14 protein-coding genes are annotated in these 12,867 nt (G+C 34.7%); all 14 read right to left on the reverse strand.

The genetic code is table 11. The annotated features are described in order from the left end of the window. Window positions 1–213, reverse strand: a complete 213-nt coding sequence (locus CA265_01750) for a hypothetical protein (protein ARS38473.1) — start codon at window positions 211–213, stop codon at window positions 1–3. Then, window positions 201–1,385: a hypothetical protein gene (locus CA265_01755; GenBank protein ID ARS38474.1), complete on the reverse strand. Its 1,185-nt coding sequence runs from the start codon at window positions 1,383–1,385 to the stop codon at window positions 201–203. The genes CA265_01750 and CA265_01755 overlap by 13 nt, the downstream gene beginning before the upstream one ends. After that, complete coding sequence (locus CA265_01760) at window positions 1,372–2,493, reverse strand: aminotransferase DegT (GenBank protein ID ARS38475.1); 1,122 nt, start codon at window positions 2,491–2,493, stop codon at window positions 1,372–1,374. Before CA265_01760 ends, CA265_01755 begins: the two co-directional genes overlap by 14 nt. Window positions 2,494–2,497: 4 nt before the next feature. Further along, window positions 2,498–3,253 (reverse strand): hypothetical protein, encoded by a 756-nt coding sequence (locus CA265_01765; GenBank protein ARS38476.1) that lies wholly within the window; start codon window positions 3,251–3,253, stop codon window positions 2,498–2,500. Then, window positions 3,234–3,683, reverse strand: coding sequence for a hypothetical protein (locus CA265_01770; GenBank protein ARS38477.1), 450 nt, complete (start codon window positions 3,681–3,683; stop codon window positions 3,234–3,236). Before CA265_01770 ends, CA265_01765 begins: the two co-directional genes overlap by 20 nt. Next, a complete protein-coding gene (locus CA265_01775) occupies window positions 3,680–4,705 on the reverse strand; it encodes a hypothetical protein (GenBank protein ARS38478.1) in 1,026 nt (341 codons plus the stop codon). The genes CA265_01770 and CA265_01775 overlap by 4 nt, the downstream gene beginning before the upstream one ends. Continuing rightward, complete coding sequence (locus CA265_01780; GenBank protein ID ARS38479.1) at window positions 4,702–5,562, reverse strand: hypothetical protein; 861 nt, start codon at window positions 5,560–5,562, stop codon at window positions 4,702–4,704. Before CA265_01780 ends, CA265_01775 begins: the two co-directional genes overlap by 4 nt. After that, entirely contained in the window at window positions 5,552–6,322 is a 771-nt protein-coding gene (locus tag CA265_01785; protein ARS38480.1) for a hypothetical protein, read from the reverse strand. The genes CA265_01780 and CA265_01785 overlap by 11 nt, the downstream gene beginning before the upstream one ends. Window positions 6,323–6,325: 3 nt before the next feature. Further along, window positions 6,326–6,940, reverse strand: a complete 615-nt coding sequence (locus CA265_01790; protein ID ARS38481.1) for a hypothetical protein — start codon at window positions 6,938–6,940, stop codon at window positions 6,326–6,328. Further along, the gene (locus CA265_01795; protein ID ARS38482.1) at window positions 6,927–8,204 is read right to left on the reverse strand and encodes a hypothetical protein; all 1,278 of its coding nucleotides are present in this window, start codon (window positions 8,202–8,204) and stop codon (window positions 6,927–6,929) included. The genes CA265_01790 and CA265_01795 overlap by 14 nt, the downstream gene beginning before the upstream one ends. Window positions 8,205–8,262: 58 nt before the next feature. Next, window positions 8,263–9,117, reverse strand: a complete 855-nt coding sequence (locus tag CA265_01800; GenBank protein ARS38483.1) for an ABC transporter permease — start codon at window positions 9,115–9,117, stop codon at window positions 8,263–8,265. A 5-nt stretch (window positions 9,118–9,122) separates the two neighbouring features. Next, entirely contained in the window at window positions 9,123–10,304 is a 1,182-nt protein-coding gene (locus tag CA265_01805; protein ARS38484.1) for a hypothetical protein, read from the reverse strand. After that, complete coding sequence (locus CA265_01810) at window positions 10,294–12,081, reverse strand: asparagine synthase (glutamine-hydrolyzing) (GenBank protein ARS38485.1); 1,788 nt, start codon at window positions 12,079–12,081, stop codon at window positions 10,294–10,296. The genes CA265_01805 and CA265_01810 overlap by 11 nt, the downstream gene beginning before the upstream one ends. 165 nt (window positions 12,082–12,246) lie before the next feature. After that, window positions 12,247–12,750, reverse strand: coding sequence for an antitermination protein NusG (locus tag CA265_01815; GenBank protein ARS38486.1), 504 nt, complete (start codon window positions 12,748–12,750; stop codon window positions 12,247–12,249). Window positions 12,751–12,867 lie beyond the last annotated feature (117 nt).

Consider the following 12,867-nt stretch of genomic DNA (forward strand, 5'->3'; position numbering starts at 1 on the left):
TTAAATTTCATGTTTAATTAACCAATTCTCCCAAATGAAATCGCAAAGGTAAGTTGGGTGATGTGTTTTTGATAATAAAGTCCGTAGTTCATACATCTTATTTCCCGCATCAGGTACAAAATCATGGAATTGGATTTGAAGATTTATAATGTTAGGACCAGTAAATAATAACTTATCGCTAAGCCATTTTGAAATATTAATTAAGCGCCCCATGTTCGTCTTATACTTATACTTTTAATCATAATATTTTTAAATGATTCAATTGCATTCTCTATTGAGTAGGCAGTGATCTGATGATTTGTTTTAGAAATAATTGGATCAATTGCTTTATCTTTTAAACTATCCAAAGCTTGTTTAATTGCTAATGGCTCTAATGGATCAAAATATATCGCTAAATCTCCAGCCATTGCAATATGCCCCTTTAAATTTGAACAGGCTACATTGCATTTTAGAGCTATTGCCTCTAAAATAGGCATGTTGGTAGGTCCTAATAATGATGGAAATACTAAGCCAATTGAGTTAATATATAACCATTTTAGTTCTTGATCAGAAATAAAACCTGGTAATATGATTTGCTGAGCTAAGCCCAATTCTTTAATTAAAGAATTGATATATTGTCGATTACCCTGGTCACTTCCTGGTAATACTAGAATATAATCTTTGTTTTCTTTAACGAAATCTTTAAAGCCTAAAATTAAATTGTAATGATTTTTGTGTGCCCAAAACTGCGCAGGATAGATAAAGAATTTTTTATGATTATTCATCCATAAAGGTTTTTGCACCTCTACTATTGGATTAACAATTTTGCTTGGAAAGAGGGGTAAAATTACAATTTTTTCTTCCGGTAACTGATACTGCTTTATAATCTCATTTTTCCCCGATTCGGACTCTGCACAGACTAATAAAGCTTTGTGTAGGTTTTTTAAAATATGGCTTTCCCTGCTTTCCCATTGACCATCCATCGCTATTTCCGGAAAGGCATAAGTAGTTCGATGACCCAAATCCCAGTTTACAATTATGTATGGATAGTTTTCAATAAAAACTTCGGGGGTAGGATAGAATATAATATCTATTTTATGTTCTCTGAGTAGATTTTTTGTATTAATATAGTTTTGTTCGATATCTTTTCGGGGAATTGATGAGCCAAAAAACTTATGATAGAAATTTACTTTTTTCTGGTATAAAAAACTTTTCTTAAAAGGGAAACTTATTGTTTTCTTTTTAAACTCGACGCTTAAATTAAACCCAACAAAATAAATTTCTATTTCAGGGCCAAAATCTTCATTATCAATTCGTTCTACAAGCTGAGATAAAAATGAATACCCTCCTCCCGATTCTGGTACAAAAGCTTCATTAATCCATATGGCAACTCTATAACAACTCATAATCTAAAACTGCATTTATCACTAAATCTTGTTCAAAATCTGTTAAACCCAGTCCGCTGGGAAGGTAAAAACCATTTCTGGCTAATTTTTCTGCATTTGGATAATTTTCTCCAGTAAAAAGCTGCATTTCTTTAAATACCGGTTGCTCATGCATGCACCAAAAGAAAGGGCGGGTGCCAATTTTTTTTGTACTTAAATAAGATGTAATTTTTTCTTTTATTTCTTCTGATGGACATACAATTGCAAATACCCAATAAATATTTGTAGCATAAGCTGTTTTTTCAAGAGAAAGCAAAAAACCTTTAGTTTTAAGTTTTACCAGATTTTTTAGGTAGTTATTGCCAATTTTCCTTTTTAATTTAAGGAAAGATTCTAGCTGTTCTAATTGTGCTAAGCCCAGGGCGGCTTGTAAGTTGGTCATTCTATAATTCCAACCCAATTCATAATGTACAAACCGTGGTCCATTAGGTTCAAAACAAAGATTACGTAATTTTTTACAGCGTTCTGCCAATGCCATGTCGTTAGTTAAAATCATGCCACCTTCACCAGTTGTGATGTGTTTATTGGGATAAAAACTAAAGATACTGATGTCGCCAAAACTACCACACATTTTACCATTATAGGTTTGTCCGTGCATTTCTGCCGCGTCTTCGATAATTTTAAGATGATGCTTTTTAGCCAATGTTAAAACAGGGTTCATATCTACAGGTAAACCATAAATATGAACCACTAAAATGGCCTTTGTTTTTGATGTGATTTTGGCCTCGATCTGGTTAACATCCATATTCCAGGTTAGTGGATCGCTATCAACTAAAACTGGCGTAGCACCTGCATTAATTACTGATTGAGCAGGGGAGATTATGGTAAAAGTTGGCATTATTACCTCGTCTCCCTTTCCAATATTTAAGGCTTTGATTGAAATATCGAGTGCTGCTGAGCCGCTAGAAACTGCAATGCCATATTCTTGACCTATGTATTGGCTGAATTTTTCTTCGAATTTTTGAATAAATGGTCCTTCACTACTTATCCAGCCCGTTTCAATACATTCTGTTATATATTTTAACTCATTGCCATTAAGTAAAGGTGTGTTAACCGGTATTGGATTCATGAGTTTATAATTTTCTTAAAATATAGCAAACACCCCAGGTATGATTTGAAGCGGGTGCAGATGTTAAAAATTCTTCTGAATGCAGTATCTGGAAGCCTGTTGCGTAAGCTAAAAGCTCTATTTCTTGCTTACTGAAATGTCGCATTGGATGTATTTCTTTAATGTTGATTTCTTTATTGGTTTTTAAGTCTTCAACTTTAATATCATAGTTAACTTCTACAACATTTTCTTCGTACAGGATAGTCGGATTGGCTTTTCTGGTAATCCTTATTTCTGCATTTTCAAGTCTCTTTGTTCTTTTTTCCGGAACTTGAAAATTTACTGCAGGACTGTGCCAGACATCAAAAATAAATAACCCATTAAGATTTAATGATTGATGAACATTTAAAAAAGTTTTTATTAAATCCTTGTTATTAGTCAAATAACTGATTACATGAAAAATTGATAATGCAATATCAAAAGATTGATTGGTTTTGAACTTAACAATATCGCCAATTTGAAAATCAACATTTTCTGTTTTAGTTTTATTTGCGATCTCAATCATTTGTTCACTGCGCTCAATGCCTAAAATCGTATATCCTTTTTTCGCCAGAAGGCTAGCGTGTTTTCCTGTCCCGGAACCTAATTCGATAATTTTACTGCTTTCTGGCCGATATTTTTTTATAAGATTAACGATATATGCTGTTTCGGCAAAATAATCTTTGTCCTGATAGAGCAGATCATAATATTGACTGTAAAGTTTAAAATTCTGAATTGTCATTTTTATCAATCAATTTAATGGGCACAGGCTTATGGTCAAATCTTACTTTATCTTCATCTCCACAATAGGGGCCTTGTTTTATTTCGATCATTTCAGCATCTTCTAACATCTCAAATCCATGTCCACCTGCGGCTAAAAGAATCACATCTCCTGTTTCAACAATCCTGCTTTCCAGGTATTGTTTATCCTCATCATAAAAATCTACCCTAACTTTCCCCGATTTAATATACAATACTTCTTGTGTTAGTGTTACTTTTCTTTCGACCAGGTTATGTACATGTGGCTCTATCACGTATCCTTTCTGCCGGTTCATATAACCTAATTGTTGTGAGAAATCTCCAGGTGTAAAAAAAGCAATGCCTTCTTTTTTGTATGCAGCTCTAATAATGATGGCCAATGTTTGATCTAAATACTTTACCTCTTCAATCATTTTGGTAGTTTAAATGTCCAATAGTTTTTTCTTAAAACCCATTCTTTAACTAAAGGATCGTTTTTAAAGGCTTCCTGATGGTAGTTGTAGCCTGCTAACTCGGCAGCTTTTAAATCTGACAGTATTGAATTTATTTCATCCGGCAATTTTTTCACTTCTGTTTTACTGGATTTTCTTATCCATTTATAATAGGGATGCAAAGCATTTCTAATCTTTCTTGAAATCGAAATTTTTGATGAATCCTTTATTGGTTTGAACAATATTTTAGTTCTTATTTCTGTAAATGAATTGCAAACTCCTTGAAAAAATGCCCTTTTATTGAAGTAATTTTTAGTGCATCTTTCTTGATTAACATGATGATAAAGTGATAAACCTGGGACATAAATCGCAGTACATCCTTTCAGTGCAGCCTTTAATGTTAATCCTGTTTCGCCATCGCCCTGAAATTTTTGCAATCGCTTAGGCATCGAATCTGGATGAAACCCACCTAGTTCAATAAGTACTTCTCTCCTGATGCAGAAGTTCAGTCCCCACACAAAATTTGGATGAATGGTATGTTTCTGATTGCCAAAATCCAGCAGACTTAACCAAGCGCAAAATCGCCCTTCATTAGTTTCATCCCACATATAGTTTAACCATCCGGGAGGTTCAGCTTCGTATCTGGGAAGGCATGGGCCTGTTGCCAATTGAATGCGCTCATCATTGAACGTATGAATAAGATTCTCAATATAATTATTGTTAATTTCTACATCATCATCTAAAAAGCAAATAACAGGTGCTCTGGATTTTGAAAAGCCCACATGCCTTCCGGTAAGTAAGCCAGGTGTTTCATCATATAAATAAACCAAATTAGGTTTAGCACTGAAAACTTCGCAAACTGACCTGGTACTATCTGTTGAGCCATTATCTACAATGATCAATTCATAATTTTGAAATTTATTGGCAAAAACACTCTCAATAGTTTTCTTTAGTGATACTGCTCTATTTAACGTAGGAATGATTATAGAAACTTGTGGTGTCATGCTTCAATTTCAGTAAATTCGTTGGGAATAATTCCATTCGGAAATTCTTCTTTTTCTACGAAACCCAGCCAATATTTTGGAGCATATATTTTTGGTTTTTTTTTGTTTAAATATGCACCCCACCAGCCAAATGTACTATTAGATATAATGCAGATATCGGCATTCATAAGGAACTGAAAGTCGATAATTTCATCATGATTTGATATATACTTATTGGTTAAATAGCCAAACTCTTCATTAATGAATTTTTTATCATCAGAAATTACAATATAGAAATTGTTCTCATTATAAGTTTCTTTTATGGCGCTGTGGTAATATGTAGCAGATAAACAAATATTTAATTCTATATAATCTGTTCTTCTTATCTGTACTACCACAATCTTTTTGTCTTTCGGAATGGTATTAAAAATTTGGTTAAAGGATATTTGATGCCTTTTTTTAATTTTAAACTCTTTTGTTATTTCTGCTCTGTATTGCAAAAAGTAATCTTCAGATTGAAAAAAACCGTGATATTTTGTATGGTTATTTATTTTAATTAGCTGCTTACTTGGTGCTTCTGTATCTGAAAAGAAAGCCTCATTTCTGATGGTTTTTCTTTCAATTAAAGCATAAATCCCAAGCCGTAAAAATGAGCTAAAGAATTTTCTAAAGCCCCCGATCGAAAAAACGTATCTATCTAGTTTAGAAAAAAAATCATTTGATAACTGAAAGTATTCAGATAGCACATATTTCTCATACCGTTTATCGATATAAAAATTACAGGAGAGCTTTTTTGCACTGGCATAAGCAAAAGCATATTGGAAAAGTTGATTTCCTAATCGTCCTTGCGCAACAACAGCGATCAAATTATAAATGATTTAAGATTTGTTTTAATTTGTTTTTTATTTGTTTCAACCAGCTTGTTTTTATTTTTCTTAAATGATTGTGGCCACCATAATTGTTCTTGTCAAGAATAATTATCTTTTTTTCATATGGTAAATCCCAGCCTTCGGGATAACCATATGATGAATCTAAGATTTTAACAGACTTACCAATTAAGTAATTGTTTAAATGAGATTCATCATGCCAAACCGCAATAATTTTATTCTTTAAATCAATTTGAATTCTATCGGCAAGTTCTAAAATTAAGGCAAGGTAATCTGCTGATTTTCCACCATTGAGTCCGCCCATGAAATAATCAGATCCTTCATTTTCTGCAATGTAAGCGGTTGATTTAGGGTTTGTTTCATAAGTGAAATTAATGCGGTCTTTTTGATAGAAACTTGGGTGAATAACGGCTAATAAGCTTTCTTTCTCTGGCAGAAATGAGCCATCAATTTTTTTACGAAAGATCATATTCGAATTGAAGAAAAAAATGTAATCGAAGTCCCTAAGCTCCCCGGCTATTTTTTTAAACATTTCGAACCGCAATAAAGTATCGTATGGCCAACCCAATTGCTTTTGATGAATTTTATGGACCTTCGCATTATCTTCCTGCTCAATGTTTATGGCATCTGTAAAAACAAAATATTCTTTACGGTAATCGTTAAGGAAATTTTCCTCACAAGAAGAATAAAAATTCTTCCAAAATGAGACGTATTTTCCTGTACATATGTAAAGTATGGCAATGTTTTTCAAGTTTTAAACTTTAGTGCATTCGCAGCAAACCATCGTCTCATCTTCTAATAGATATACATGATCAACTTTAAGGTTAGCATATTTGGTAATCACATTTTTGAGCGTAAAAGGGCTAAACCAACAGTTGTGATCGGGATGAACAATTTCTACAAATAGATTGTTACTTGCTATATTTCTAGACATATGCTCGGGAGCAAAACAATTAGGTCCTGTGATAATGAATTTTTCAGCATTAACTTTTCCCAGGCTTGAAAGAAACGTCCCTATATTTTCAACATGTTCGATTGTTTCGGGTACCAGGCATACATCAAATTTTTTATCACTCAATTCAGCAAAATCTGAAAAATATGGCTGGTTTACATGCTTCTGTAGTTCTGCTAATCCCTGAACATCAATATCAAAGCCGCTTAATTCTTTGCAAATTCCTGCTAGCCAGATGTGTAGGTTTGTAGCTGGATCGAAAATTGGCCAATCGGTACAACCAAAATGTAATATATTTTTAGCCGAGCATGTAGCTTTAAAATAGTCGTACTTGCTCATTATTTTTGTTAATTCAACTTTTTGACTCCAGAATTCGCCTGGATCTTCCTGTTTCTTTTTTTTACTAAATAATTTCATTTCGCTTATTTATTTGCCATTCAAAATTGGGCCTAATCATTCCTTCATATCCTCCTATATAGTTTTTTCTTATGTTAATGCCATCTTCAACCTTAATTGTCAAAACATCATTTAACAATTGTGGATTTTCAAAGTTCCTGCCGTATATATTTAAAGATATGGAGTAGTTTATGTTGTTTAAAAAACTCCTTTCAATTTTACAAACTGACTCATAAAATCCTGGTTTCTGAACATCAAATGGGGTAGGATTACTAATGGAAATAAATACTATTTCAGCATGTTGATTCCAGAAGCCTAAAGTAAAACCAACTGTGTTTTCTTTTTTTAGTTCGTAGGCGATTTTCACATAAAATTCGGTATCAGTATCTATGTAAGTAAGGTTTATGTTTTGGTGATCAAAAACTCCTATAGAAATTAGTCTGACATCATTAATTTCTTCTAAGCTTAGGTTGTGATTATAATAATTTTCTTTATTGTTATTTAAGTAACGAACAATACAGCGATCTACTTCATCCTTTAAAGAAATTAGTCCATTTTCTAGCACGATTCCTTTTGTACACAGGTTTTTAATGGATGCCATATTGTGGCTCACAAAAAGTACTGTTCTTCCTTCGCCTTTGCTCACTTCGCCCATTTTACTAAGGCACTTTTTCTGAAATTCTGCATCCCCAACGGCAAGCACTTCATCTACAATTAGTATCTCGCTTTCCAGGTGAGCTGCAACTGCAAAAGCGAGTCTTACATACATCCCAGAACTATACCTTTTTACTGGTGTATCCAGGTATCGTTCAATTCCTGCAAAATCCACAATTTCATCCAATTTGCGTTGGATTTCCTTTTTGCGCATGCCCAAAATAGCCCCATTTAAAAAAATATTTTCTCTACCGCTGAGCTCTGGGTGGAAGCCAGTACCTACTTCCAATAAGCTTGCAATTCTGCCCTTGCCAGATATTTTTCCGGTGGTAGGGGCTGTAACCTTGCTTAATATTTTAAGTAGAGTGCTTTTTCCTGCTCCATTTTTTCCAATAATACCGACTGCATCACCCTGCTCAATTTCGAAATTGATATCCTTTAAACTCCATACTACATCGCTTTCACTTTTGGTATTTTGATTATTGCTTTCCCCTATACGTAAAAAAGGATCTTCCTTACCACGAATTCTCGCATACCAACGTTCTAAATCGCGGCTGATCGTTCCTGTACCTATTTGGCCCAATTGATAAGCCTTACTGAGATTTTCTACTTTTATTGCAATGTTAGACATTTAAAATATGCTTAAAGTTATGCTTTCCATTATCCATATTACATCTTCCATTTCCCATTTATACGGTGTCAACAAAATTCCGTTCTACTTTATTGAAAACTACTGTGCCAATCAACAATAAAAAAATCGTAACAATTGTAGCATAACCTAAACTAAACCAGCTAAAGCTTCCTTGTCCTAAAAATCCATATCTAAAAGTTTCAATTATTGGCGTCATCGGATTATACTCGATAATCCAGGCATAAGCCGGATATTTGTTAATAGCCTCAGATAAGGGATAGATTACAGTAGTCGCATACATCAATAGCTGCACACCAAAACCGATGAGAAAAGCCAAATCCCTATATTTCGTGGTCATAGCCGAGATAATCATCCCTGCACCCAAACCCAATAAAGCCATTAATATTACAATTACCGGGAACAGGCAAATTGCCCAGCTGATGTTGAAGTTTGCGCCTGAGAAATAATAATAGGCCATTAATATGAGAAATAACAGCATCTGTACGCCAAAGCGCACCAGATTGCTTACCACAATACTTAATGGCATAATTAACCTGGGGAAATATACCTTGCCGAAAATACCAGCGTTATCCCTAAAAACAGATGATGTTTTGGTTAAACAATCAGCAAAGTAATTCCAGGCCGTAATTCCGGCCATATAAAATAAGGGCTTCGGTAGGCTATCGGTAGAGATACCTGCAAGGTTGCCAAAAATAAAGGTAAAAATGATGGTGGTAAACAGGGGTTGAATAAAAAACCAGAGTGGCCCCAAAATGGTTTGTTTGTAGAAAGAGACAAAATCCCTCCTGACCAATAATACCAACAAATCCCGATAGGCCCAAACCTCATGCAGTTTTAGGTCAAACAAGGATGATTTAGCCTCAATGGTCCACTGCTGTTCTTCCTTAACCATAAATATTAAGCTTGTTTATCTGCATGTTTTTTTTGTTGATCGCTACTTGATGCTGTATGATTAATTGAGCCTTTTAAAATCAAGTTTTTTACTGATTGAAGATAGTGGGTATATCCAAATGCTTTCATACATTTCTCTTGTAGGCTGTTTTTCTGCTTTTCAGTTTGACGATGTTGTAGCAGTTTGAATATGCTGTTTAGCATTTCTTGTTGATCGTCAGGATCTACTAATAAACCAAGTGCTCCGTTTTGAAGTGCATCTACGCTGCCATCTTTATTGCCGGCAATTACCCTAAGGCCGCTTGCCAGGGCTTCGATAAATACAATTCCGAAACCTTCTTTTTTACTGGGTAAAATAAAAATATCAGACAGTAAAAAATGTTCGGTAAGTTCGGCTTCATCAATAAAACCGATCATTCTGATATGCTCCTGCAGTTGATTCTTTACAATTAAGTCATCTAATCTTTTCTTTTCTACAGCATCCCATTTACCGCCCAATAGGTAAACGAGGTTAGGGTATATCTCCAATAGTTGCGGCAATAGCTCAATGGTATGGTCGTATCCTTTATACTTCTCTGAAGAGGATAAACGGGATAGTGAAAAAAGGATTAAATTTTCGCGGTTTAGATGATACCGATCCAATAAACGCTGCGGTTTTTCGAACTGTGTAGATAAATAATAAAAAGGATCAAGACAATTGTTTAATACTTCAATCCGATCTGCAGGAATGTGATGCATCTCCATAATTTTATCTGCAGTAAAATGACTTACACAAATAATCTTATCCAGCTGGTTTAACATTTTGAGTTTGGAATCAGATAACTTTTTCCAAATTTCTATACCATGTGCCAACAAATAGATTCTTTTATGGGGATGTATTTTCTTGATGAAATAAACAATGTTGATTAAATGGATATGGCTCAACAAAATCACATCAGCTTTTAAGCCACTTAAAAAAGATTGTACTACAAAGCGTTCTTTTTTTCCGTTAAAACCATGAAACTGCTGTTTGCTCAGGTACCTGGAATCACGGTCAGCATTTTTATCATACATGGAATATACCGTCGATTGAACAAGTTCTTCTTCACTTAAATCGTATAATACACGGGATAAACTTCGGCAAACTTTTTCAATACCACCAGTAAAACTAAACGTTTTAAGTGTTAAAAATAGAACCTTAACTGGCATGATATATTCTGTATAAGGCTAGGGCAGAACTCCAGTGCAATTTGTTTTCTCCAAAGTTCTGCATGAGTGATTTCGCCCTTTTATTTGCATAACGGGATGGATCGGCAATGTCGGAGCTTTTTCTCATCCATTCTTGAAACGGGAAAGTGAAACCCATTTTTGATCTTTTCCAGGTTTCTACGGGTAGATCTTCTTTGTAAGCCTCTACCAGGAGTTTTTTCTTCTGTTCGTAACTGAACTTTATTTCTGTTGAGATGGAAAGAACCAGATCAACAAAATTACGGTCCAGGAATGGAACCCTCACTTCAACACCATGGCTCATGCTCATAAAATCGGTATCTTTTAATAACTGATTTTGCATGTACATGTTAAATTCGAACCAGCTCGCTCTTGTTTCGTTACTGGTTTTCTTAATTCCGGGGTGAAGGGGGATGTCTTCCAGGCAATCGATAACGGTTTTCATATCGATGTCTAACAATTCGGCGATCACATCAGGAGAGTAAACTCCTCTCAAACATAGGTATTCGCCAATGGGTGAGTTTAAGCTGAGGTAATATAAACGTTTAAATTTGGTGTTATTGGAAAAACGCGTACTGCGTAAAGCGCTTTTACTCAACCAATTTAGATTTTGTATTTTATGGATCCGATCAAAAGATGGGTATCCGCCAAAAAGCTCATCAGCGCCTAAACCCGATAGCACCACTTTTATCCCGTTCGCTTTTGCTGTTTTACATACAAACCAGGTATTGATCCCATCATTTGTGGGTTGATCCATATCTGCTAAAACGGTTTCAAAATTCTGCACGAAATCGCGATAGGTAATCAGCTGTTCAATTTTTTGAAGATTTATTTTTTGAAGTAAACTATTCCGCTGTTTTTTTTCGGAAAAATCTATCTCATTAAAATTGGCAGAAATACTAGACAACTGTTTGTTATTATATTGATTAGCCAGTATCGTAATGATGCTCGAATCGAGCCCACCACTGAATAATACGCCAATATCAACATCAGAAATCATTTGCTGTTTGATAGAGTGGCCAAGTTGTTCGCGGATTCTTTCAATCGCATAACTTTCGTTATGAATATAAGAAGTGCTTTCAAATTCATGGTACGATTGAATAAGATGCTGAGCGCTTCTAATGTTGTATTTCAGAAAAGAACCTTTGCCCAGGCTACATACATTTTTAAGTGTAGTATAAGGTTCGGGGATATGGCCAAAAGCAAGGTAGTAAATCCGCCAGTTATCATTTTCCTGGTCAATATTAGCGTGTTTAAATGCTTTTACTTCTGATGCAAAGGTTAAAGTTTCGTTAGCAAAATGATAATAAAGTGGTTTTATTCCGTTTTGGTCCCGGACCAGGTACACACATTGTTCCCGTTTATCAAAAATGCAGAAGGCAAAAATACCATCAAGTTTTTCGAATGCTGTTTCTCCCCAATGCTGATAGGCATAAAGGATGACCTCTGTATCTGTTTGTGTTTTAAAAATATAGCCTAAATTGATTAATTCAGTTCTGATCTGCTTATAATTATAAATCTCGCCATTGTAAGTGATCACCAGATCTTCTTTATGGCTTAGCATCGGTTGATGTCCAGTGGAACTAAGATCTAAAATAGCCAACCTACGGTTACCAAGGCATAGCGGTGTTTTTTCAGCCGTATAGATACCATGATCATCAGGGCCACCATGTTGCATACTATCGCACATGGCTTTTACCTGTTGATTGACTTTTTCGAATGAATTTTTGCTATTAATGATGCCTGCTATGCGACACATTGATCTTTTTTTACTAAAATTTGGGCTACTTATTTTGCACCGGATACAGCTTCGCCCGCTCAGTCACATTTTTATTTTCAAAATGTACTGATCACTTGTTATATATTTTGCTGAGTCCTACATCACATTTCAGGACTCAAATCTCATCTCACACATCATCCGTCCCTAGATTGGTTCTACAAAAGCTATCGATGTATTAATATTTATCGAATAACCCATGTTTTGTAAACGTAAAATAATACGTTGCTTATTATGTACCGATACCAATTCGGCAATTACACCTTTAAAAGGTCCGGCTTTAATCAATACCCTTTCACCTGGTTTAATGTCATAATCAATGAGTTCCAGATCGGCATCTGTAGCGAGCAAGAGTTTAAGATCATGGATTTGTTGGTCAGGGATAGAAGCGATTTGGCTGGAGAAATAAATAAATCTGGCAACACCATTGGTCATCAGAACTTCAGCATATTCTCTTGCCGAAATATAGGCAAATAGATAAGATTTAATCAAGGGCTCTTCTACGATTTTTTTACGGTCGCTCCATTGCTTAACTGCCTTTTTAAGAGGTAAATAAGTTTGGATTCCTTTCCTGTTCAATTCCTCATTCGCTTTTTTTTCTGCTCTCGAACGCGTATAAACCGGGTACCACCTGTAATTTTGATCTATCATGAATTATACTATATCAACAATTAATCTCCATTTGCATCTTGTCAATCAACCAATTTAAACTTTAAGCGATTAAGCCATCCATTCTAAACCATTAACCATTAACTACTAAGCTAACCC

The sequence above is a fragment of the Sphingobacteriaceae bacterium GW460-11-11-14-LB5 genome, assembly GCA_002151545.1.
Lineage (GTDB): Bacteria > Bacteroidota > Bacteroidia > Sphingobacteriales > Sphingobacteriaceae > Pedobacter.